Below are 23,003 nucleotides of genomic sequence, written 5' to 3'. Positions count from 1 at the left end.
CTTAGCCAAGCCACTTTATTGTTGTCACTAAGGTATGACTTTGTTTAGGCTCAAGCGTAACCGCATCTTCAAGCACATTCGCAGCTTCTAGGCATAACATGCTTTTATAATCATCATCGGCAAAATTTGATAGCCGCTTTGATTTTTCAATCCATGGATTCCATAGTACGCACGACTGCGAGTTTTCTCTGCTAACACTGATCATCCCCTGAGGAGTATCAATTGTTTGAACTGCTGCGGCTTGGGTATAAACCATATCGGTTTCACGGGAAAAGTCGACCACGTCATTTTGCTGATGAGGCCCTTGACCAAATTCTATATATTGTGCCCCTTGCAGCCCTGCCACTCGGGTATTATTAATATCTTCTGTTGGAAAGTAAGTATGCAGTGCTTGTGTATAACTAAATGGTACGTTGCCTAAATTACAGGTGGTTAAACGCACCTCTAATTGCTCTGATAAGATAAACTCAACCCGTAATGACGACTGATGCGGCCAAAAAGTAGAATCTACCTGCTTCATTGGTAATTTAAGGCTCACAGTAACCTCGCTGTCGGTTTCATGCACTTCATCGGCTTGCCATACATGCGTACGGGCAAAGCCATGCGCGGGGAAGTCCGAATTTTCATGTTGCCCAAACCAAGGCCAGCAAATAGGAATGCCACCACGAATACTTTTCCCTTCGCTAAAGGTTTCATCCCCAGACACCCATAATAATGGTAATTTGTCTTTGGGTGTAAACTCAGTTATTTGCCCACCTTGTAAAAATATTTTCGCCTCACATTGGCGACTATTAATACTAATAAATTCTAAACCGCTATGTGTACGCTCAATACATACTGAGGGTGATAATTGCATTTTATTTCCTTTAACACTGAGACTATTTTAATACTTAACCTGAGTTCAGGTTACTTGTACACAAACAATAATGCATGCTTAAAGCATAAGCTACATAGAATAGTTATTTAAATTGAGTTAGTTACTATATTTTTACGCCACATCAATGGCTAAATTACGACTAAAGTTTTACATCCGTGGCTTGCGTATCGCTTTTAACCTACGTAAGGTGCGCAACCTTAGCAAACAGAATGTTATGAACGTTTAATAAATTAAAGATAATAAATACTATTTTAATTACTGCTCAAATTAATAAAAACCAATAAAAACTAATAACAGCGGGCTGAAATAACATATATCATTTGAATTCAATTTATTTGATGTGTAACATTTCATGATTACGGCAAATGATTCGCCTTCCATGAGACAAGCAAATGCAAAAATATGACGAATTACTAGTTTCTTTACGTAAGGTGATCCGTGCGATTGACTTACATTCAAAGCAACTTAATAAAACAGCGGGTTTAACAGGGCCACAACTGCTTATCATGCAGGAAGTGTCTCAAACTGATGGTATTACCGCCAGCCGTATTGCGCAAAACGTTAACTTAAGCCCAGCAACGGTTACTAATATTCTTGACCGAATCGAAAGTAAAAACTTAGTAACACGTGTTCGCAGTCAAATGGATAAGCGCCGAGTCAGCTTATACCTTACCGAACAAGGTAAAGAACTACTCGAAAAAGCACCACAGCCATTACAAGAGCATTTTATCGAAAAATTTTCAGCACTTGCTGAATGGGAACAGAGTTTACTCCTTTCATCAATGCAGCGTATTGCCGCAATGATGGATGCAGATAAGCTAGACGCCTCCCCACTTTTAGAGGTAGGCGCACTGTTTCAAACCCCTAAAGAATAAAACGCAGTATAAAAACAATAAAATCCCTTTGCTCGCCTTAAATGACTTAGTTGATAACTTGTAACTAAGCCATTTAAGCTTCATTTTATCCTGTAATTGGCTTACCTTTTACCGTTTAACTTATTAAATAGAGCTAGCGTGAAAATACAAAACGTTTTTATTTATTATAAAAATATCGGCTTTAAATTGCTGGGGTTGCTGTGTGTATTACTCGGCATTATTGGTGTTGTCCTACCCGTTATGCCAACCACGCCGTTTTTAATTTTAGCCTTAGCCTGTTTTGCTCGCTCATCTAGCGCGCTTGAATCCTGGCTATTAAACCATCCTCGCTTTGGCACAACATTACAACATTGGCGCGCTCATCAAGTAGTTCCTGTAAAGGCAAAATATGCTGCGAGCATAGGTATGCTAATAGGCTTTATATTTTTATTATACAGCAGCTCTCCTTCTTGGGTTATTGTCCTAGCTGCTGTTGTTGAAGTGCTGGTTTTGACTTACTTAATTTCTAAGCCCTCAACTCCACCTAAAAACTAATACGTTCGATATAAGCAAAATAAAGTGTAAAGTTTGGTAAATAAATTTGTAACAGCTAATGCAAATCATTATCATCCGTACAAATTAATTAAATCTGCACCTTTTATGCCCTTTGTTAATAAACGCGCTTTATATAGTACGAGTCGTGCTTTACATATCTATATTTCTACCGCTTTGTTTTTTTTACTTATTCTATTTTGTGTAAGCGGCATAGTGCTAAATCATGTTGACTGGTTAAAAAACGATAAAAACAACGGCCAAATTACCGCAGCAATTCCAGCTGAACTACTTGTAAAAGCACAAACAGAATTAAACACTCTACCTACTATTTATCCTCAAATAGAAGCTTACCTAGCCAAGCAATATGGGCTGAATAAAGTAAAAAGCATTGAATGGGAAAAGCAAGATTCACTGGTCATGCTCGACTATCCATTACCAGCAGGCTACGCCTACGCAGAATTTGATTTTATTAGTGGCGAATTGTTACTCGATTATCAAACTGGGGGGTTTTTAAGTGTAATTGGCGACCTACATAAAGGTCGTTACAGCGGTGAAGTATGGAGCTGGGTTATTGATATATCAGCAGTGCTGATGATCCTATTTGCCATCACCGGCATGATTATTTTATTTCAAAATAGAAAAAAACGCTTAGCAGGAATATGGATAACCGCATTAGGTGTAGCAACACCTATCGTTATTTACCTGTGTTGGGTACCACAAATAAAAGGAGTGTCTTAATGTTTAAAATTAAACCATGGCTAAGCATCACGCTGTTAGTTGCCGCGCTATTTCAAATTAATGCTCATGCACAATCGCCAAGGTTAGAAGTTGAATTAACCCTCGCCGATTTAAACGTGCAACCTTACCACCGACCTTATGTTGCTGTATGGCTGGAAACACCAGAGCGCAAACACGTAACAACGCTTGCACTATGGGTTCAAAAAGCAGAATGGTTTAAAGATCTACGCCAATGGTGGCGCAAAGCCGGTAAAGGTAATGCTCAGTTTGATGGTGTCAGCGGCGCTACCAAGCGTGCCGGCACATATACAATTAGTTGGGATGGCAACGATCTAAACGGTAACCCTGTAACGCCCGGTAAATACCTACTTAATATTGAAGTTGTGCGCGAAGAAGGTGGCCGTGATTACAGCCGCATTGAGCTTGATTTAACCCAATCAGAGAAAATAACTATTGAAGGTAAAAACGAATTTGCGACCAGCTTTGTCACTGTAAGCGCTAGGTAGCCCTACTTATCATTCAAATTTAAAGGAAAAATAATGAACGTTAATTTATCAAAAATTGCATTAATAGGCGCACTGAGTTTATCCGCGCTTGTATCAACAGCGGCAAGCGCACATGCCCGTTGGTTACTACCTTCGCACACTTCGCTTTCTGGCGATAAAGCACATTACGTTATGATTGACGCAAGTATTTCTAACGAAATTTTTGCACCTGATAAAGCATTTCGTCCAAGCACAAAAGGCGCAGAGTACGACGATACTCTGCTTATGGCACTTGCCCCAAATGGCGAGCAAGTTACCGATACCATTCGTGCCTATTACCTAAAGCGCAAAAGCTCTGCAGCAGTAAAACTTCAGCAACAAGGCACCTATCATATTGCGATGACGCAAAAACCTATGTACATGACATTTTACAAAAATGCAGCAGGTGAGCGAAGCCGCGTATTCGCCAAAAAAGATGATGCCAACTTACCTAAAGACGCCAGCGATATCACCACAATTAAAACCATCTCTACTGTTGATACCTTTGTTAGCCATAATGGCACGTCTAAACCGGCACTATTAGGTCAAGGCCTAGAGCTAAGCGGCCCAACTCATCCAAACGATCTATTTGTTGGTGAGCAAGCACGCTTTCAACTACTAAGCGATGGCAAGCCGGTTGGCGAAGGGATTGAAATAAGTATTTTAAAAGGTGATACACGCTATCGTAATACTCGCGGTGAGATTAAAGTAACCACAGATAAAGACGGTTTTTTTGCCACCACTTGGCAACACCCTGGTTTATACCTAATTGAAACGTCTCAAAAAGTAACAGTTAATGAAGCTGGCGTAGACGTAGGTCGCTATGCACTATTTACAACCCTTGAAGTAGCACCTGAGTAATTATTAAATATTATTTATTAGGCCAAGCAAATAGTTTGGCCTTTTTTATCACTTAGTCTGCCATTTTCTCTGCATAAATCTGCATATTCTTAATATTTTTCACTTTTCGCTCTATCCTCGTTTTAGCCTAGTATTAGGATCACTTCTTTTTATAAAAATAGTTGAATAACATAGTCAATTTAGATCTTTGCGGTGCACTAGCCGCTTCTATATGATGCGCACTTTTCAAAATCTTCAAGGCACGCTTAATGACTTTCCAGCATTTATCAGCTAATAAAAAATTAGCACTTAGCTTGGCTATTACCACCGCACTTAGCGCCTCTTTTTCAGTTGTGAATGCGGCTGAGCAAACTAACCAAGTGGAAGAGAATATCGAAGTAATTTCAGTAACAGGCACGCGCCGCAGCTTACGAAGTATTGCGCAAAGTACCGTGCCTGTGGATATTATTAGCAACGACGATATGGCAAGCACAGGTCAACTTGAAATCAGCCAAGTGCTCGCTAACCAAGTACCAAGCTTTAACTACCCAAGTGCCACACTGTCTGATGGTACTGATCATGCTCGCCCAGCGGTTTTAAGAGGCCTTGCACCTGATCACACTCTAGTGCTTATTAATGGTAAACGTCGCCACTCTGGTGCGTTATTAAACTTAGGCGGTACGGTTGGTCGCGGCTCTACCGCGGTTGATTTAAACATGATCCCCACCTCTGCAATTAAGCGTGTTGAGGTACTACGTGATGGGGCTGCAGCACAATATGGTTCTGACGCCATTGCGGGTGTAATCAATATTGTTTTAAAAGATGCAACCGAAGGCGGTAGTGTTAGCGTAACTTATGGCCAATACGACAGCCAAATGGCCGGTGTACCACAACTAAATAGCACTTATGCTGATGAGAACGGTAACCTTGCTTTTAATTTAGGCGACGATCGTCAAGTTAACGACGGTAATACCCGCACAATTAGCGCAAACTCTGGTTTTTCACTGGCAGACAATGGCTTTTTAAACGTCTCGATTGAATACCGTGATAACGACTCAACCCAACGCTCTGGCTTTGACCCTCGAGAACAATACAGCCGCCTTGATGATGGCAGCCTAGACCCACGCGAATTTACAATCAACCGCTATAATCATCGTTTTGGTAAAGCGGAGCTTGAAGATTACGCGTTGTTTTATAACATGGGATACGACTTAGATAACGGCTTTAATGTTTATTCGTTTGGTAGCTATTCTGAGCGTGAAGGTAACTCGGGCGGATTTTACCGCCGTGCAAAAGACAGCCGCAATGTTTTAGAGCTATACCCCAATGGCTTTTTGCCACAAATTGCTACAGACGTAAAAGATTACTCGCTGGCATTTGGTTTACAAGGCGAGAGTGGCGATTGGGCATGGGATGTAAGTACTAACTATGGTCGAAATGACTTTGGTTTAGGGGTTGTAAATAGCCTAAATACTTCGCTAGGTACTAATAGCCAAACTGAGTTTGATAACGGCGCCATGGTTTACGATCAATTTTTAGTTAATTTTGATGCAAATACCACCGTTGATTTTGGCCTACCTGATGATGTGTTTTTCACTATTGGTGCTGAGTATCGCCGTGAAAGCTATAAAATAGAGCAAGGTGAAGAAGCTTCTTATATTACTGCACTTGATAACAACGGCAACCCAATTGCTGCTGGCGGCGCGCAAGTGCTTCCTGGTTTTGGACCACAAAGCGCAACTAACGAAAGCCGTCATAATGTTGCCGTATTTGCTGAATTTGACACTTATTTAACTGATAAGTGGAATGTAGTTTTAGCCAGTCGTTATGAAGATTACAGCGATTTTGGTAACACATTTACTTCAAAATTAGCCACGCGTTACAGTATTACCGACAACCTATCATTACGTGGTGCTGCCAGTACTGGGTTTCGTGCGCCGTCACTTGCACAAAGCTCGTACCGTCAAATATCGACTATTCTTGAAAATAACCAGCCTTTTGAAGTTGGCCTATTTCCAAGCTCTGCTCCTGCAGCGCAAGCATTAGGTGCAAAACAGCTTGATGCCGAAGACTCGGTTAATGTTACCGCTGGATTTGTTTATACCCAAGGTAACTTTAGTTTAACGGTTGATGCGTACCGCATTGATATTGATGACCGGATCGTACTCTCTGAAAACTTAAGCGGTAACGCTGTGCAGCAAATTCTAGCCAATGCGGGCGAGCTAAATACCGAAAGTGTGCGTTACTTTACTAACGCCATAGATTCGCGCACGCAAGGTGTTGATATTGTGGCAACGTACACGCTTGATTTAAATACATTGGGTGATCTGCGCTTAAACGCAGCAGCAAACATTAATGACACCGAAGTGACTCATGTTGATGCAAACCCAAGCGAGCTAAGTTCTTTAGGTGATGACTACGTGGTATTTGCCCGTCGTGAAGTCGGTCGTTTTGAGCAAGGCACACCCGATAACAAGCTAAACCTATCAGCCGTTTGGAGCTTTAACCAATGGCAAACAACCTTGCGTGCAACTCGCTATGGGGAAGTGGCAGATATTTCAACTACCAGCGATGGTGATGAATATTTAGATGCCAAATGGATCACTGATTTAGAAGTTGCTTATCGCCCTAACGATGCGTGGAAGTTTGCAGTCGGTGCAAATAATCTGTTTGATCAGTATCCACAAGCAACGGTAGATAACATTGGCTACTCTAACTTTGGGCAAATATTTCCATACACGCCTTATACACCCTACAGTTTAGATGGGCGTTTTTTATACGGTAATATTACTTACAGTTTTTAAGTTAAACATCAATTAAAAATAGAGTAATTACAAAAGGATGCATCGCGCATCCTTTTTATTAACATTTAGTATTTTTAACCATATTTTGGCATTTTACCTTTTAGGTAATTACTATCATTTCATATAAAACAATAACTTACATTTCGGCCTCATTTTTGCTCTATACTTTGTCTATTAACTAAAATAATCAATATCAAAGGACTAAACATGAGCGCATCAACTCTATTCAACTTCACTAAGCCCGTTTCACTAATTAGCGGTATTTTATTACTCAGCGGTTGTGTATTTCATATATCGCCCAGTGTCGCATCAGTGAAACAAACACAACAACTTACACTACCAAGTAATAACCTTGAATACCTAGACGTACTAAGCGGCGCAGGTTCACTTAAGATAACAGGCTCATCAACAGCAACCAGTATTAGTGTTAACGCCACTATATACACTGCCGACATTGACGATGAATACGAACTCACACTCGAGCAAAACGGTACACAAGCAAAGCTTGTTGCACAAAATAAAAGTAATAATGGGATTAGCTTTTACAGTGGGCAATCGCCAAGTATCAATTTAGTTGTTACCGTACCTAACACCCTAAATTTAGATATTAACGACGGCTCAGGCGATATTGTTATTAACGCGATGCAAAGCAATATTGATGTAAAAGATGGCTCTGGCAGCATTAATATTAATAGTGCTAAAAACTTAAATATTGACGATGGCTCGGGCAGTATTTACGTAAAAAATGTAGTCGGCGATTTAGCATTAAATGATGGCTCAGGCAGCATTGATATTGATAATGTCAGTGGTAATGTCGCAATTGAAGATGGTTCAGGCGAAATGCAAGTTACTAATGTAACAGGTGTATTAAACGTTGAAGATGGCTCGGGCGGCATAACTATCAAGCATATTAATGGCGCAGTTACCGTAGACGATAACTCTGGAGATATGCTGATTGAACATATTGACTCAAGCGTAACTATTGAAGATGGCTCTGGCGATATTCGCGTTAATCACGCTAAAGGGCTAACTATTACAGAAGCAGGCTCTGGCGATGTTAGCATCGATAATATCTCTGGTTCAGTAAAGCTAGACTAATAATCTAATCTTACTTTTAAATCATATAAAACGGTCAATTAATTGACCGTTTTTGGTTTTGTATAATCAATGGTGTGGTCACAACTGCCATCGTTTTCACAATCATTTATTCCATCGCCATCGCTATCCCAGCTTGGGTGCATAGTTTTTACAGGCACGGCTACACCTGCATGTTTAATGATGGTTAACTTATAATCACTTGTTTCACCACGTCTCGCTGCATTACGCATTAAATAAACTCGCACAATATAATCTCCATCTGTGCTGAGTTGATATTTAGCTTCATGCCCTTCTATTGAGCCAATAAATACGGCTTCATTACTGTCTAAGGGCAAAATATTAAAGTAGTTACTTAAATTTGAAGGAGTCAGGGTCACATTCAGGATATCACCTGCTTTTGCACTAACTAAATAGTCATTAAATTCATCACCAGTAATTTGCTGTTCAAGCTCAGCTCGCTGTGGTTCAAACTCAACCTTGTACTGTTGAGCTTGCACCGTTTGTGTAAATACCGCAGCAAACACAGTGGTCAGCATAATTTTTAAAAGCAGCTTAATACTCATTTTAGTTCCTATAAAAAACATATTATTAAATTTAATGGTACACAATAAAGTAATACCAATTCGCTTAATTAAGTGAGCTATTTTGAGGGAGGGCAATCGTGTCGATAGCAAGGTAAAACTTTGTTATTTAGTTGTTCTAAAAGAGAAGTTTTTAACGCAACTAACATCTGGTTTACCCCTTCAAATGATTAAATAGTATTGCGGATTAGTATGCGTTAATAATGTTTCTTTCACAATTAACTCAAACTTAATTTATAGTAGTATCAAAATATAAATAACTCCTAACCTCAAGAGAGCACCCCATGCTAGAAATTGCTTTAATTTACTTAGCCGCCGCTATCGTTGCAGTTCCCATAGCAAAACGACTTGGGCTTGGCTCTGTGCTGGGTTATTTAATTGCCGGCATTTTGATAGGCCCTTACGCATTAGGAGTTGTAGGCGACCAAACTGATGTAATGCACTTTGCCGAATTTGGCGTAGTGATGATGCTATTTTTGGTCGGCCTTGAACTGCAACCTTCGCGTTTATGGACTCTGCGCCACTCAATTTTAGGGCTTGGCGGATTACAAGTGGTATTAAGTGCAGCAGCTATTTTTGCTTTTTGTTATTGGTTTTTTGCTATGCATTGGCAAACCGCACTGGCTATAGGCTTAATGCTCGCGCTATCTTCAACGGCTATTGTGCTGCAAAGCCTTGAAGAAAAAGGCTGGTTAAAGCAAGAAGCTGGGCAAAATGCATTTTCGGTTTTATTATTTCAAGATATTGCGATTATACCTATTTTAGCGCTACTCCCCTTACTCGCTTTTGCACCACAAGGTAACTCAAAAGACGTTAACGACTCCATCATTGCTAGCTGGCCTATTTGGCAACAAGTAGGGGTTTCTGTTGCGGTTATTGCCGCTATTATTGCTGGCGGTAAATATGTATCGGCACCACTGTTTAGATACATCGCGCAAACCCACATGCGTGAAATATTCACAATTTTTGCATTGTTTTTAGTGGTGGCTATTTCGCTAGTGATGCAAAGTATTGGCTTATCACCCGCACTGGGTACTTTTTTAGCCGGTGTTGTATTGGCCGAAAGTGAATTTAGACACGAACTCGAAGCCGATATAGAGCCCTTTAAAGGCTTATTACTGGGATTATTTTTTATCACGGTTGGCGCATCAATTAATTTTGAATTGCTATTTAACCAATTCAGTACCGTGATTGCCTTAGTGGTGTTATTAATTGTCATTAAAGCCTGCATTTTATTTGCCCTTGCTGTCACATTTAATATCAGCTCAAAGCAAAAGCTCTTGTTTACTCTAGCACTCGCACAAGGTGGAGAATTTGCGTTTGTACTTTTAAGCGTGACCACCACATTAAGTATTTTAACTCCAGAGCAAACCAGCCTAGTGACCTTAGTGGTTGCGGTATCTATGCTAATAGCCCCTTTACTCCTGATGTTTTATGAACAACTACAAAAACGAAGTAGTAGCACTAAGCCCGAGTTTGATAAACCAGAACAAATAAGCACAGCAAAACATGTGATCATTGCCGGATATGGCCGTTTTGGGCAAATAATGGGACGTTTATTACATGCGCAAGGCTACGAAATTACCGTACTTGATCACAGCCCAAGCCAAATAGAACTGCTGCGCCGCTTTGGTAATACCGTATTTTATGGTGATGCAGCACGCCAAGAACTGCTTGAAGCAGCAGGCGCGCATACAGCACAAATGCTGGTTGTTGCAATTGATAACCCTGATAAAACCATTGAGATTATTAAGCTGGCGCATAAAAACTATCCACAATTAAAAATAGTAGCGCGTGCCATAGATCGCCGCCATGCATACCAATTACTTAATTTAAAAGTAGATGCATTTAACCGCGAAACCGTCGACTCAGCCATAAACTTAGCCATAGAATCGTTGCAATTGCTTGGTAATAGCAAAGAAGATGCTGAACGTGCTGGTAAATTATTTAGAGATCACGACCGTGCAGCGGTACTGCAACTTGCCGAACTATGGGGTGATGATGCCAGTTATGGTGTGGCTGTGCGTCAGCGTATGGAGGATTTAAAGCAAGTATTACAACAAGATAAACAAGCACGGCAAAACTTAAATACCTGTGACGCCAACGACTATAAAAATGGCTTAACCGAGAGCACGGTTAAGCCAAAAAATGCTAATGATGATGCCCACCTTGAATAGCCTCGCCTTGCTGATTATAAAAACCAGTAGCGCCGTGCTCTATAAAACCAAGGTTAATCATTTTAGCTAAAAATGGATCGCTTTCGTTATCGCCAATATCCGCGTAATCGGTGGTTTGAAAGTTATCCCATTTTGCAAACTGAGCCTTAATTGCAGGTGTATCACTGTTTACATCATTTAAGCTAAGCAAGGTTTGAGTATCACTTTTTTTATTGGTCACACTAAAAGTTTTAACTAATTTTGCTTGCGGGAGAAAAGCCAGCTTAAATTGGTTATCGCCCTCATTAAGCACGTAATTTTTTACCTCATTACAACCCTCACCTTGTGAACTGACTAGGGTCATTTTTGCAATTAAATGGTTATCCACCAGCTGACTTTTAGCACTCCAATTTTGCACTCCACGTACCTCCGATGGTTGGTACTCAATACCGCGTTGTTCGGCATTAAAGTAACGAATAGGACGAAGCTGGTTATTACTTAGCTGCTGCCAAAGCTCGGTTAGTGTTTCACTTTGATGCGCCACCTGCTGATTGTTTCGCCAAAGAGTAAGTGACTGGGTGCTGTGCTGCGATTTGTGCTGATTGGTAATTTTATAGTCGGCTTTTAGTTGCGCAGCATCAATGTCGCACTGCTGGGCGAGCGCACTCGTGCTGGCCAGTGCTGAGAATATAAATAATAGCTTTTTCATTGGGGTAATCTCTTAGTTAAACATTACTTTATGACTCTAAAATAACGCTTAATAATGGCATTTGTATGACACAAAAAAGCCCGCACAGTGTGCGGGCTGTTTGTTTTGCTAGTTAATTTATTGCGCTACTTTTTCATCCGCCGCTTTTACAAAATCTGCGGCAAAGTCCATTACATGGAATAAAAAGCTTTGCTCATTAGTTCCAGTCACTAAGTGGGCACCAGGTCCGGTTGCATACACACCCACATCTTCACCCGCATGGGTTTCTGATGATAGTGGCACAAGTGCTTCTTGGTGAAAGCCCGGCGCTGTAGTATCAACATTGCTTAAATCAACGCGCCCTGTAACGGGTGCAAAGTTATATCCTTCATCTGCATCGGTTTCATTGCCTAAGTCTCTAAAGCCACCACCATTAGTGTAACCAACCGTAGTATAAGGCATATCATCGGCAGCTAAGCTTGGCTCTGTTTGGCCTACACCAACCACTTTACCCAATATTGGGTTGCCACGCTTAGGGTAACCCGCAATAGTAAACACATGGCTGTGATCGGCCGTGACCACGATTAGTGTTTCTTCTGGGTTAGTATTTTCCATCGCCACTTTTACTGCATTCGCTAACTCAATAGTGTCGTTTAATGCATTGTAAGCGTTACCCGCATGGTGGGCGTGATCAATACGCCCCGACTCTACTGTTAAGAAAAAGCCTTTATCATTGTTATCTAAAACATTAATAGCTTTTTCGGTCATTTGCGATAGCGAAGGCTCACCAGCGATATCGTTACCGCGATCTGCTTCGTATTGCATGTGCGATTCGTTAAATAAGCCAAATACCTTTGTGGCGTCATCGCTAATGGCATCAAACCCAGTTTGATCCATAACGTAAGTACCAGTAGGGTAAGTTGTTTGCCATTCTGTCACTAAATTACGCGCATCAGTACGGTCGCCTTCAACAGCACTCACCGCATCTGCAGAATTAAAGGCTGCATCTTTAGGTAAAAAATGACGACGCCCGCCCCCCATAACCACTTCGATTCCGTCTACATCAACACCACTAAAACGGGCTTCTAGGTTCTTTTCAAAATTAACCAGCTGTGAGGCAATATCTTCACAATTGGCTGACTCTGAAGCTGGCATATCTGAAATATCTTCCCAGTTACGATCAGCCGACTTAGCATAAGTTGCCGCAGGCGTTGCATGGGTAATACGTGCCGTAGAAACAATACCGGTAGATTTACCGGCAATTTCCGCAAGCTCTAACGAAGTAACAAGCTCATGTCCTTTGCCTGATGCACAACTACCACGTTCAACCGCTTCGTCTATACCAATTACACCCACATCGGTTTTTACACCTGAGGCCATTGCCGTCATTGTACCGGCAGAATCTGGCGTTTGTGCATCCACGTTATAGGTTTTTACAAACCCAGAGTACGGCATGGTTTCAAAGCTTAATTGGTGATCTTCACCCATCTCACCCTGCAACTGCCCCGCTAAAATACGCGCCGCTGTTATGGTAGAAATACCCATGCCATCACCAACAAACAAGATCACGTTTTTCGCTTTACCTGACTCTGTTACTACCTTACTTGCTGCATCTTGCGCACTAGCAAGTTTAGTTTGTGCGTCGCTAAACCAAGCATTGTTACTTAATGAAGCGAGCTGTTCACTCGTTAATGAGGTAGCTGGGTCGTTACATACTAAGTTAGTGTGCGTTACTTCGCTGCTCTCTAATTGCCCATTAGTATTGGTATCAACACCGCTTTGCGTTTCTACGCCGCCATTAACACATTGTGCTGAGCCTACTGCGATTTGGTTATCTACCGCTAAAATATTATTACTGTTTTTGTCGTCATCACTCGAACACCCAGTTAATGCGACCATTACTGCTAAAGAAAGTACTGTTAATTTATTCATGTGAGCCGCCATTATTGCTGAGTTAGTTCAAGAGCTTGATTAATTAAATGAAATACAACGTTTTGTTCTATAACACCTTGAGCAAGGTGAGCACCTGGGCCCATTGCATGCAATGAAATATCTTCACCTGCATGCGTTTCAGAGCCAAGTGGAACAGTAGCCTCTTGGTGAAAACCTGGCGTATTTGTATCAACACCATTTAGCTCAACACGTCCTGCAACCGCAGCTGTTTCATAGCTTGCATCTGCATCCGTTTCATCAACTAAGTTTCTAAAACCGAGGCCATTTGCATACCCAACGGTAGTGTATGGCATGTTATCGGCCGCTAGCGTTGGTGTGGTTTGGCCAACACCAACCACTTTACCTAAAATTGGGTTACCACGTTTCGGGTAACCTGCAATAGTAAACACATGGCTGTGATCGGCTGTAACTAAAATAAGCGTTTCTTCAGGGTCGGTGTTATCAACGGCAGCTTGAACGGCTTTTGCAAATTCAATAGTGTCGTTAAGTGCGTTAAAAGCATTACCCGCATGGTGAGCATGGTCAATACGGCCCGACTCTACGGTTAAGAAAAACCCTTTTTCGTTTTTACCCAGTACATCAATCGCTTTGGTTGTCATATCGGTAAGCGACGGCTCACCAGCTATATCGTTGGCACGGTCAGCTTCGTATTGCATGTGCGATTCGTTAAATAAGCCAAAGACTTGGGTTGCATCATCGGCAATAGCATCAAACCCAGCTTGATCCATCACATAAGTGCCATTTGGATATTGTGCTTGCCATTCAGTAACAAGGTTGCGCTCATCAGTACGATCGCCTTCTACGGCGCTCATTGCATCATTTGAATTTGCAGATGCATCTTTAGGTAAAAAGTGACGACGGCCGCCACCCATTACAAAGTCTAAGCCATCAACATCGGTACCTATAAAACGCGCTTCTAGGTTTTTTTCAAAGTTAACTAGCTGTGAGGCAATATCTTCACAGCCTGCATTAACTGCTGCCTCTGGCATGTCTGAGATATCTTCCCAGTTGCGATCAGCCGATTTAGCATACGTTGCACCCGGTGTCGCATGAGTGATACGTGCAGTTGAAACAACACCGGTAGCTAAGCCTTTAATTTCAGCCAGCTCCGTGGCTGTTAATAACTCATTACCGATAGCCGTTGCACAGTTACCTCGTTCAACCTTCTCATCAACCCCAATAACACCCACATCGGTTTTTACCCCTGAGATCATTGCTGTCATAGTGCCTGCTGAATCTGGCGTTTGTGCGTCAACATTGTAGGTTTTAACTTGTGCTGAATACGGGAATTTTTCAAAGCTTAAATAGCCTTCTTCACCGAGCTGGTTGTTTCGTTGACCTTGTAAAATACGCGCCGCTGTTAAGGTAGAAATACCCATGCCATCGCCAACAAATAAAATTACATTTTTAGCTTTGGTGCTTTTAACCGCTTGTGCTTGCGTTGTTTTAGTTGTTAGTTTTGTTTGTGCGGCACTGTACCAGCTGCTGTCTTTTTGACTTTGCGGTAGAACATTGGCATGACTAACGGCACTAAACGCACAGGTGAGTGCGATTGCCGCAGCGACTTTTTTAATTTTCATCCGTAATTCCCATTATGTAGTGGTTATTTTTAAAAACTGTGAGCTCAAAAACATCAACCGCTGCACTATAGGAAATAGATGTTACTAATAAAGGTAATTTTAATGACAAGAAGGTGACAGCCAAATTTTATATCAATAACACCTACTTTGTATTTCCATCGACTGCTTACCCCTTCTCATAATATATGTAACAGCTCTATAAAAGCACGTCACAATATATTAGTTTATTGATCTCTTGCTTGAGCCTAAGCTTGCTATTGCCTACAATAGCGCATAATTAATTCAACGCAGATCACTATTATGACTGATACAAACAAACCAGAATTACCTAATCAACTGTCTATTAACCCACGTAGCAAATTTTATGTAGAAGAAGTATTTGAACATGAAATCGGTATTACACTTAACGGTAAAGAGCGTTTTGACGTTGAAGAGTACTGCATCAGCGAAGGTTGGATAAAAGTAGCGGCACCTAAAGCGCTAGACCGTCGCGGCCAGCCATTACTTATGAAAGTAAAAGGCACTGTAGAAGCGTTTTACAAGTAATAGCTTACTTGTAAAAAGAAAAGCGACACCTTACTGGGTAGTCGCTTTTTTTGTGCCTTTTAAAAACAGCTTTAACATGTTGAACTTTTTTCATACTCAACCTGATGAAGTTTCATTATGAATTTTCAAAAAGTATGTTTGAATAGCTTTAATTATTTAGACGTATAGAAGTCCATTATGAGCAAGTTAATAATATTAGATGGCGGCATGGGTCGTGAACTCAAACGCATGGGCGCGCCGTTTTCACAGCCACTGTGGAGTGCGCAAGCTTTAATAGAAGCACCGCAATGTGTAACCCAAGCACACCAAGGTTTTATAGATGCTGGCGCTGAAATAATTACTGTTAACAGCTATGCATGTGTCCCCTTTCACTTGGGTGAAACGCTTTACCAAACAAAAGGTGCTGCGCTTGCTGAGCAGGCAGCGGTTATTGCAAAAAAGGTGACTCAAAACGCAAAGCAAACGGTACTCGTTGCCGGTTCACTGCCTCCTGCCTTTGGCTCGTATCGTGCTGATTTTTTCCAAAGTGATCGCGCATTTACTATTTTAGATACCCTGTATAAAGCACAAGATGAATATGTCGATATCTGGATTGGTGAAACCATATCAAACATTGAAGAAGCGCGGGTAATGGCAAGCGTACTGAAGAATTCAAACAAGCCATGTTATTACGCATTTACCCTAAGTGATGAAGTAAGCGAACAAGCGACATTGCGCTCTGGTGAATTAGTATCAGACGCTATCCTAGCACTACTCAAATATAAAATAGCGGGCATATTCTTTAACTGCTCTATTCCCGAGGTTATTGAACAAGCGCTGCGCGACACTAATCGCGTGCTAAAACAGCAAAATAAACATGTTGATTTAGGAGCATTTGCGAATGGTTTTACACCAATCGCCAGTGATTATAAAGCCAATGAAGGCTCGCAAGGTTACCGCGATTTATCACCTGCTGAGTATGTAGCATTTGCTAAACAATGGCATAGCCTAGGCGCAACAATTATTGGCGGCTGCTGTGGTATTGGCCCCGAATTTATAGCAGCGCTGGTAAAGTGGAAAAGCGACATTAAAGCTATTTAATATCAATTATTTAACTATAAAAGCATCGAAAATCCATTGCGAGCTTATTGACTGCTTCCCAATACCCAATCAAGCCCTTGTATTGCTGTGGTTGGGAATGCGGTTGCATGCTGTGCCCCTTCAATAACAACACTTTTTAATTTTATATTATCACTATTGAGCGCATTAATTTTTTTCACAAGTTGCGCTGCGCCTTCAACCATATTTTGCCCTTCACCAAAGGCTGGAGTTTCCTTTGCCCCAACAGATACATAAACCTTTATTGGCATTTGGGGCTTATTCGCTTTTAACGCTAGCAGTGCATTATTATCAAACCAAACCAACGGGCTGCCAATAATATAATTGCTAAATAGCTCAGGCATCGTAAATAAAACAGCGGCGCCAAATAAACCGCCTAACGAGTTACCTATATACGTTCTTTGCGTGTTGCTTGCTCGGTAACTTTTTTCGATAAACGGCAGCACAGTATTTTTTAAAAACAGTGCATGATTTTTAGCGTTACCGGTTTGTTTTTTCCAGCTCAGGGATTGAGTGGGTGTATAATCCCTAACTCGACTACTAGCTCCTCTTGAGCCTTTTTCATAGCTGATCGCCACAATAATAGCCTGTTGCATTTTGCCGCTATTCATTGGAAACCGTGTGGCACCGGCAACGATAGGAAATGCATACGGCGCATCGGTTAAATAAATAACAGGATACGTTTTATTAGGCTCCTTTGCATATGACTTAGGTAGCTGGATAAAAATAGGATACACCCGCTTGGTAGCAGGGTCGGTGAGCTCAATAACACTACTTCTAGGGATCTCGTAGGGGGTATTTGCGCTTAATTTAAAACAGATGAAAACACAAAGTAACAGCAAAAGCCTTAAAGCAGTATTCACTAAATTAGTTTACCTAAAAAACGATATTTATAATTACAATGCCACATAGTCGCTATTTTTAACACTGGCAGTGTTAAACAAGTTGATCTGATTTATCACCTGAACAGGGGCAATTTTCGTTATTCTTTTTAAAACACTGTTGGTAATTAAACCAATGGGCTAGTGCGATAAAAGCGGAGCCAATTAAAGTGAGCACTTTTTCGGCCTCTTCTTGACCTAGCAATACTGCAATTATCAAAAAAGCTAAACCAACAACTCCACACGCCATATAACGTGTACGTTTGTGCTTTTTACAGCCTAAGCTCAAAGCTAATAAGCTTGTTGGTAATACTACAGCAAGAACCCATAAGTGAAACTGTTCACCATTTATTTGTAGTACAGCAAAGCTTGGCAACAGCGCTAAAATAACCGGTGTTGCAAAACAATGCACCGTGCACATTAACGAAAGCCCAATGGCAAACTTGTCTGCTGTCATTTGAGTCAGCTTCATTATTTATCCTTCTTTTTAATTGTGTTAGCGGTACCTTGCTGGCACCCAAAACAAACACCTGAGATTTCTAATTGCGAAGTTGCTGGCGTAAACCCTTTCATTTTCAGTTCCCTAAACAAAGATTTAACCGAATTATTAAGGTCATTCACCTCACTTGCTTTATTGCAAGAGCTACAAATTAAAAACATCGATAGTTGATGCTCTCTATCATTATTAACGTGACTGCACGGTATAAACTTATTTTCTAACTTTAATCTATGTACCAGACCTACCGACTCTAAAAAACCTAATATCCGATAAACGGACATTGCCAAAATCGGTGTATTTATTTGCTTATTAAATTGATCTGTTAACTCATAAGCAGACAAAGGTTTATTTGCTTTCAATAGAATTTCAAATACCTGCTGACGTTTTGGCGTTAATTTTTTTTCAAAGGCTTCACATCTTTTTATCGCAAAGCCCATCATCTCTTTAAATCGCTGCTTTTTCATATTACCCACTCTAATATAGTGGGCTGATGTTTTAACTTTGCCATCCTTGTTGCTCAATGCCTCCGCTGTGGTTTTATCTAAAAATTTATTAACTAGAGATAAATAAATGTAACAACTAACTTTTGCTTTACAGCAAACAGATCCCCCACGAACAACACCTAAACAATGACAGAAACACTTAACGCACTGAATTTAAATAAAAATTCAACTTAAGTTATGTAGGTGAAGTAGCCAAATTATATATCCTGAGTGATTTTTAGTTAATTAACTATTGATACAATATAACATTTCAAGCACAATTGATACAATATAACATTCGCAAAGGAATTCAAATGACACGAAAATCTCAATTAGCTTTGTTTATAGCAGCCCTACTACCAACAAATGCACTTGCAAATACCATCGAAGGTGTTGTTCTAAACAACCAAGGTAAAGTGGTGACTAATGCAACTGTAGAAGTTGAAGGCTCAGATATAACAGCAGTAACAGATGCAAGCGGTAAGTTCGTAATAACTGATTTAAAAAGTGGTTTAAAAGAACTTCATATTACCGCCCCTGGTTATGCCCATCTGCATCGAGATATCACATTTAGTGATGATAAAAGCCAGTCAATTACCTTTAACTTAGAACGTTCACCCATTGAAGTAATTGATATTGAAGCGACGCCTATTCACATGTCGTCAATGGAATCCTCGTCTCCCGTTAGCGTGTTATCTGGCGAACAATTAAGACGGCAGCAAGCTGCAACCCTTGGCGATAGCCTTGAAAAACTCCCGGGGGTTAATACTAACTTTCATGCAAAAGTAGCCAGTACACCTATCATTCGTGGCTTAAGCGGGCCGCGTGTTCTAATCACTCAAAATGGCCTTGATGTCAGCGATGTTTCGCGCGTTGGCCCTGATCACTCAGTCGCATCAGAGGCATCAACCGCAAAACAAATCGAAGTATTACGTGGCCCTGCCACTTTATTTTATGGCAGCGGCGCCATTGGTGGTGTGGTTAATGTAGTTGATAATCGTGTGCCAACAGACAGCACAACTCGCGGCGAATGGAACCTTGAGCACAACTCTGTTGATAATCAAAAAGTAGCCTCGTTTAACGCCACTACAGGAACTGATTCTTTTGCATTTTATGCCGACGCCTTTTGGCGTGAAGCCGATGACTATGAAATCCCTGTGGCCGCTGAATTAGCCCACGATGACCATGACCATGACCATGAAGAGCATAGTGGCGATTACACCGTTGCAAACAGCAATGAGGAGTCTGACGGCTTTACCTTAGGTACTAGCTACCTCTTTGATCAAGGTTTTGTTGGTATAGCTGTTGAGCAATTTAATCGTCAATACGGTATTCCAGGCCACACCCATGGTGGCGAAGAAGAACACAGCGCTGAAGAAAGCGTATATGCCGACTTAGAGCAAACTAAAGTGCAGTTGCTTGGTGAATATAACCTCGATAACAAATGGCTTAATAGAGTAAACCTACGCGCAGGTTTTACAGATTACGAACATGCTGAAATTGAACATGGTGCAGTGGGCACCACGTTTGAAAATGAAACCAATGAGTTACGCGTAGACTTAATGCATAACCCGTTTGCGCAGTGGAATGGTGGTTTGAGCTTTCATTACAAACACAGTGATGTTGAAGCGCAAGGCTCTGAGGCATTCACACCACCGTCACAAACACAAAGCTTTGCTATAGCACTAATGGAAGAAAGACACTTTGGTGACTTTTTAGTGCAACTAGGTGGCCGAGTTGAACGGGTAACCATCGATGCTGATAACGTGTTACTACCTAACATAGATGCACACGCACACAATGACACCGGTGTTCATGACGATCATGCTCATGAAGAACATGCCGGCAATACTCGCGTATTTGACGTAGAGCAAGAATTCACTCCTGTCAGTTTATCAACGGGTGTTGTGTGGGATTTCGCACCTAGTTACAACTTAGGCTTGTCGGTATCTCGTTCTGAGCGTGCTCCTTCGGTGTCTGAGCTATTATCATTCGGCCCTCACATTGGAACTGGTACTTATGAAGTAGGCGCACTATTTGATATTCATGAAGACGGCCATTTTGGTTTATCTGAGCAAGCGCTTGACCTAGAAACAGCAAACAATATTGATTTAACGTTTCGTAAAACCCAAGGTGATATTGGTTTCATTCTTAATGCTTTCTACAACCAAGTCGACAATTATTATTACCAAATCGACACAGGCCTATTCGCCGAAAGCGGCCACGACCATGGTGATGAAGAAGGCCATGATCACGCCCACGAACACGACCACTCTTCTGAACTCCCTGTTTATTTATTTAAAACAGATGACGTAATTTTGCATGGCTTTGAAGCCCAATTTGCATGGCAGTTAACCAATGAATTTAAAGTAGATTTATTCTCAGATTACGTTCGTGCACGCCTTAAAGACGGTGGCGATTTACCACGCACACCACCGCTACGTTTTGGTACTGAGTTTAGCTACCAAACAAATAAGCTGAGTGCGCACCTTCACGTAACTCGTTATCAAGAGCAAGACCGTACCGCGCCAGAAGAAACAACCACAAACGGCTACACCATACTTGATGCCAGCGTTTCATATGACTTATCAGTGCTAAATCAAGATGTGTCTGTGTATCTACGTGGCACTAACTTAACAGACACCGAAGCGCGCGTGCATAGCTCATTTTTAAAGAATATAGCACCACGTCCAGGTCGTAGCTTTGCACTAGGTATTCGCGGTTACTTTTAAGCGCTAAAAAATTATAAATAAAGGAAATTAACATGACTAAACTATTCAAATTAAAATTAATTGCACTGGCAATAAGCAGCACATTAATCACCGCTTGTGGTGATGCAGAAACAAACATTGTTGAAAAAGACCCAATAGAAGTACCTGATGACGGCCACGATCATGGCGATGGTGGCGACCACGGTGATGAATACACTATTGATTCATTAGGTAGGCTTGCGATACTTGCTGGCGATAGCAACGAAGCGAACTTTTTCGACTTAGACGACAATGAGCTTCTTGATACATTCACTCTTACTAATGATTCAAACACGCTATCGTCGTCGCCTGACTTTCGTTATGCCGTGATTGCTAGCCGCGCTCAAGATTACCTCGGCTTTATAGACGGTGGCTTATGGCGTGAAGATCACGGCGCACACCTTCATGATTACGAACAAAGCCCTGAGTTTAGCAGTTATGAGCTAACTAGCGGCAGTCGCCCTACTCACTTGGTAAAGCACGATGGTAAATTAGCGGTATTTTACGATGGTGATGCAGCATCAGGCACAACTGCGTCTGTTGAAGTATTAACAGATAACGACATAACAAACGCAACAGCGACCTTACCTGGTATTAGTTACGACATTAATATGCACGGCGTCGCTGAGCCTCGTGGAGAGCATTTATTAGCGACCCTTCGCCGCGATGATGCACAGAGTACATCAAACGCTAAAATTTTGCCGGATCAGGTAGGTGTTTATCACTTTCATGATGGCGAATACGAACTTGAACAAACGTTAGAGTTAACATGCCCTGATTTGCACGGCGCAGCACAAAACCATGATTACGTAGCCTTCGGCTGTAGTGACGGTGTGCTATTAGCCCACCAGCATGATGACGAATACCACGCTGAAAAAGTAGCAAATATTGCTACAGTAGGTGACTTGCGCATTGGTACGATATACGGCCATGAAGACAGCGAAACCTTTATTGGTGTTGCATCTGGTCACGGCGGCGGCCCTGCTGTGATTGTGAGTATAAATCCTGCGAAAGCTGAAATGGAAGAATTTGAATGGCAACTAGCCGATGGCGCAAGCGCTGTTTCTTACTCTTTCTCAGCGAATGGCGAGCACTTTTTAGTTTTAGACAGCCTAGGCTTTTTAAATGTGCTTGAGGCGCATGCGCACGACGATCACATACACTGGGAGCTAGCAGGTCAAGTTGATATTACACAAGAAGATGTAACAACAATGCCTGAAGGCATGAAGTTTAGTATGACAGTAGCGCAAAATGGTCAGTTTGCTTACGTAGCCGACCCAATAGCCCAACACGTTGTGCAAGTACACCTAGAAGACTTAGAAATTGAAGGTGAACTAGAACTTACATTCCCACCAGCCGCGATCACTTGGTTAGGTATTGCACAAGAGGAAGAGCACGACCACGTACATTAATTTTATATCTGTATTTACTTAAAGGTTGGCGCTTTTTGCCAACCTTTTTTATTCACATTTTGTAACAGACCTTTTATCGTAAGTGCA

Annotated in this window: 20 protein-coding genes; 12 read left to right on the top strand and 8 right to left on the bottom strand. The window is 41.4% G+C overall.

Going from position 1 to position 23,003, the window contains the following annotated elements:
- Window position 1: 1 nt before the first annotated feature.
- Window positions 2-856 carry a D-hexose-6-phosphate mutarotase gene (locus tag DK924_RS16760; RefSeq protein ID WP_054202712.1) on the bottom strand — a complete coding sequence of 285 codons (855 nt, stop codon included), beginning with the start codon at window positions 854-856 and terminating at the stop codon, window positions 2-4.
- A gap of 413 nt (window positions 857-1,269) precedes the next feature.
- Between DK924_RS16760 and DK924_RS16755 the strand changes: the two genes are divergently transcribed.
- From DK924_RS16755 to DK924_RS16725, 7 genes are all read left to right on the top strand, one after another.
- Window positions 1,270-1,752, top strand: a complete 483-nt coding sequence (locus tag DK924_RS16755) for a MarR family winged helix-turn-helix transcriptional regulator (RefSeq protein ID WP_008112832.1) — start codon at window positions 1,270-1,272, stop codon at window positions 1,750-1,752.
- Between the two features lie 138 nt (window positions 1,753-1,890).
- On the top strand, window positions 1,891-2,286 hold the full coding sequence (locus DK924_RS16750; RefSeq protein ID WP_109875720.1) for a YbaN family protein: 396 nt from the start codon (window positions 1,891-1,893) through the stop codon (window positions 2,284-2,286).
- A gap of 105 nt (window positions 2,287-2,391) precedes the next feature.
- Window positions 2,392-3,024 carry a PepSY-associated TM helix domain-containing protein gene (locus tag DK924_RS16745; RefSeq protein ID WP_041709754.1) on the top strand — a complete coding sequence of 211 codons (633 nt, stop codon included), beginning with the start codon at window positions 2,392-2,394 and terminating at the stop codon, window positions 3,022-3,024.
- Entirely contained in the window at window positions 3,024-3,530 is a 507-nt protein-coding gene (locus tag DK924_RS16740; protein ID WP_054202719.1) for a DUF2271 domain-containing protein, read from the top strand. The genes DK924_RS16745 and DK924_RS16740 overlap by 1 nt, the downstream gene beginning before the upstream one ends.
- 33 nt (window positions 3,531-3,563) lie before the next feature.
- Window positions 3,564-4,409 carry a DUF4198 domain-containing protein gene (locus tag DK924_RS16735; protein WP_109875719.1) on the top strand — a complete coding sequence of 282 codons (846 nt, stop codon included), beginning with the start codon at window positions 3,564-3,566 and terminating at the stop codon, window positions 4,407-4,409.
- Window positions 4,410-4,657: 248 nt separating this feature from the next.
- Complete coding sequence (locus DK924_RS16730) at window positions 4,658-7,192, top strand: TonB-dependent siderophore receptor (protein WP_109875718.1); 2,535 nt, start codon at window positions 4,658-4,660, stop codon at window positions 7,190-7,192.
- A gap of 207 nt (window positions 7,193-7,399) precedes the next feature.
- On the top strand, window positions 7,400-8,290 hold the full coding sequence (locus DK924_RS16725) for a hypothetical protein (RefSeq protein ID WP_109875717.1): 891 nt from the start codon (window positions 7,400-7,402) through the stop codon (window positions 8,288-8,290).
- 38 nt (window positions 8,291-8,328) lie between these two features.
- Here the strand turns inward: DK924_RS16725 and DK924_RS16720 are convergent, their stop codons facing one another.
- Window positions 8,329-8,853, bottom strand: a complete 525-nt coding sequence (locus DK924_RS16720) for a hypothetical protein (protein ID WP_016899006.1) — start codon at window positions 8,851-8,853, stop codon at window positions 8,329-8,331.
- Window positions 8,854-9,155: 302 nt separating this feature from the next.
- Here DK924_RS16720 and DK924_RS16715 point away from each other — a divergent pair, with 302 nt between their 5' ends.
- Window positions 9,156-11,048 (top strand): monovalent cation:proton antiporter-2 (CPA2) family protein, encoded by a 1,893-nt coding sequence (locus DK924_RS16715; RefSeq protein ID WP_109875716.1) that lies wholly within the window; start codon window positions 9,156-9,158, stop codon window positions 11,046-11,048.
- Here DK924_RS16715 and DK924_RS16710 read toward each other — a convergent pair.
- The 3 genes from DK924_RS16710 to DK924_RS16700 all read right to left on the bottom strand — a co-directional run bounded on the left by DK924_RS16710 (window position 11,023) and on the right by DK924_RS16700 (window position 15,248).
- The gene (locus DK924_RS16710) at window positions 11,023-11,736 is read right to left on the bottom strand and encodes a hypothetical protein (RefSeq protein ID WP_054202726.1); all 714 of its coding nucleotides are present in this window, start codon (window positions 11,734-11,736) and stop codon (window positions 11,023-11,025) included. The genes DK924_RS16715 and DK924_RS16710 overlap by 26 nt on opposite strands.
- A gap of 117 nt (window positions 11,737-11,853) precedes the next feature.
- Window positions 11,854-13,647 (bottom strand): alkaline phosphatase, encoded by a 1,794-nt coding sequence (locus DK924_RS16705; RefSeq protein ID WP_109875715.1) that lies wholly within the window; start codon window positions 13,645-13,647, stop codon window positions 11,854-11,856.
- A gap of 11 nt (window positions 13,648-13,658) precedes the next feature.
- On the bottom strand, window positions 13,659-15,248 hold the full coding sequence (locus tag DK924_RS16700; protein WP_109875714.1) for an alkaline phosphatase: 1,590 nt from the start codon (window positions 15,246-15,248) through the stop codon (window positions 13,659-13,661).
- Window positions 15,249-15,548: 300 nt separating this feature from the next.
- Here DK924_RS16700 and DK924_RS16695 point away from each other — a divergent pair, with 300 nt between their 5' ends.
- Both DK924_RS16695 and DK924_RS16690 read left to right on the top strand, forming a co-directional pair.
- Window positions 15,549-15,794 carry a DUF3297 family protein gene (locus DK924_RS16695; protein ID WP_008112798.1) on the top strand — a complete coding sequence of 82 codons (246 nt, stop codon included), beginning with the start codon at window positions 15,549-15,551 and terminating at the stop codon, window positions 15,792-15,794.
- 177 nt (window positions 15,795-15,971) lie between these two features.
- Entirely contained in the window at window positions 15,972-16,874 is a 903-nt protein-coding gene (locus DK924_RS16690; protein ID WP_109875713.1) for a homocysteine S-methyltransferase family protein, read from the top strand.
- A 44-nt stretch (window positions 16,875-16,918) separates the two neighbouring features.
- On the opposite strand, the gene DK924_RS16685 is transcribed toward DK924_RS16690, so the two are convergent.
- From DK924_RS16685 to DK924_RS16675, 3 genes are all read right to left on the bottom strand, one after another.
- Window positions 16,919-17,755, bottom strand: a complete 837-nt coding sequence (locus DK924_RS16685; protein WP_109875712.1) for an alpha/beta hydrolase — start codon at window positions 17,753-17,755, stop codon at window positions 16,919-16,921.
- 73 nt (window positions 17,756-17,828) lie between these two features.
- A complete protein-coding gene (locus tag DK924_RS16680) occupies window positions 17,829-18,245 on the bottom strand; it encodes a MerC domain-containing protein (protein ID WP_109875711.1) in 417 nt (138 codons plus the stop codon).
- Complete coding sequence (locus tag DK924_RS16675) at window positions 18,245-18,736, bottom strand: Fur family transcriptional regulator (protein ID WP_109875710.1); 492 nt, start codon at window positions 18,734-18,736, stop codon at window positions 18,245-18,247. The genes DK924_RS16680 and DK924_RS16675 overlap by 1 nt, the downstream gene beginning before the upstream one ends.
- Before the next feature lie 332 nt (window positions 18,737-19,068).
- Between DK924_RS16675 and DK924_RS16670 the strand changes: the two genes are divergently transcribed.
- Both DK924_RS16670 and DK924_RS16665 read left to right on the top strand, forming a co-directional pair.
- The gene (locus DK924_RS16670; protein ID WP_109875709.1) at window positions 19,069-21,486 is read left to right on the top strand and encodes a TonB-dependent receptor; all 2,418 of its coding nucleotides are present in this window, start codon (window positions 19,069-19,071) and stop codon (window positions 21,484-21,486) included.
- A 32-nt stretch (window positions 21,487-21,518) separates the two neighbouring features.
- Window positions 21,519-22,916 (top strand): 5-methyltetrahydrofolate--homocysteine methyltransferase, encoded by a 1,398-nt coding sequence (locus DK924_RS16665; RefSeq protein ID WP_109875708.1) that lies wholly within the window; start codon window positions 21,519-21,521, stop codon window positions 22,914-22,916.
- Window positions 22,917-23,003: the final 87 nt, after the last annotated feature.

The sequence above is a fragment of the Pseudoalteromonas sp. meg-B1 genome (assembly GCF_003173795.1).
GTDB lineage: Bacteria > Pseudomonadota > Gammaproteobacteria > Enterobacterales > Alteromonadaceae > Pseudoalteromonas > Pseudoalteromonas undina.
The sequence above is the reverse complement of the archived record's forward strand: the minus strand, read 5'-3'. Positions and strand labels throughout refer to the sequence as shown.

Excerpts from the sequence above, each read along its gene's own strand:
- DK924_RS16760 (WP_054202712.1), bottom strand. The coding sequence starts at position 856 with ATGCAATTATCACCCTCAGTATGTATTGAGCGTACACATAGCGGTTTA.
- DK924_RS16755 (WP_008112832.1), top strand. The coding sequence starts at position 1,270 with ATGCAAAAATATGACGAATTACTAGTTTCTTTACGTAAGGTGATCCGT.
- DK924_RS16745 (WP_041709754.1), top strand. The coding sequence starts at position 2,392 with ATGCCCTTTGTTAATAAACGCGCTTTATATAGTACGAGTCGTGCTTTA.
- DK924_RS16740 (WP_054202719.1), top strand. The coding sequence starts at position 3,024 with ATGTTTAAAATTAAACCATGGCTAAGCATCACGCTGTTAGTTGCCGCG.
- DK924_RS16735 (WP_109875719.1), top strand. The coding sequence starts at position 3,564 with ATGAACGTTAATTTATCAAAAATTGCATTAATAGGCGCACTGAGTTTA.
- DK924_RS16730 (WP_109875718.1), top strand. The coding sequence starts at position 4,658 with ATGACTTTCCAGCATTTATCAGCTAATAAAAAATTAGCACTTAGCTTG.
- DK924_RS16725 (WP_109875717.1), top strand. The coding sequence starts at position 7,400 with ATGAGCGCATCAACTCTATTCAACTTCACTAAGCCCGTTTCACTAATT.
- DK924_RS16720 (WP_016899006.1), bottom strand. The coding sequence starts at position 8,853 with ATGAGTATTAAGCTGCTTTTAAAAATTATGCTGACCACTGTGTTTGCT.
- DK924_RS16715 (WP_109875716.1), top strand. The coding sequence starts at position 9,156 with ATGCTAGAAATTGCTTTAATTTACTTAGCCGCCGCTATCGTTGCAGTT.
- DK924_RS16710 (WP_054202726.1), bottom strand. The coding sequence starts at position 11,736 with ATGAAAAAGCTATTATTTATATTCTCAGCACTGGCCAGCACGAGTGCG.
- DK924_RS16705 (WP_109875715.1), bottom strand. The coding sequence starts at position 13,647 with ATGAATAAATTAACAGTACTTTCTTTAGCAGTAATGGTCGCATTAACT.
- DK924_RS16700 (WP_109875714.1), bottom strand. The coding sequence starts at position 15,248 with ATGAAAATTAAAAAAGTCGCTGCGGCAATCGCACTCACCTGTGCGTTT.
- DK924_RS16695 (WP_008112798.1), top strand. The coding sequence starts at position 15,549 with ATGACTGATACAAACAAACCAGAATTACCTAATCAACTGTCTATTAAC.
- DK924_RS16690 (WP_109875713.1), top strand. The coding sequence starts at position 15,972 with ATGAGCAAGTTAATAATATTAGATGGCGGCATGGGTCGTGAACTCAAA.
- DK924_RS16680 (WP_109875711.1), bottom strand. The coding sequence starts at position 18,245 with ATGAAGCTGACTCAAATGACAGCAGACAAGTTTGCCATTGGGCTTTCG.
- DK924_RS16675 (WP_109875710.1), bottom strand. The coding sequence starts at position 18,736 with ATGAAAAAGCAGCGATTTAAAGAGATGATGGGCTTTGCGATAAAAAGA.
- DK924_RS16670 (WP_109875709.1), top strand. The coding sequence starts at position 19,069 with ATGACACGAAAATCTCAATTAGCTTTGTTTATAGCAGCCCTACTACCA.
- DK924_RS16665 (WP_109875708.1), top strand. The coding sequence starts at position 21,519 with ATGACTAAACTATTCAAATTAAAATTAATTGCACTGGCAATAAGCAGC.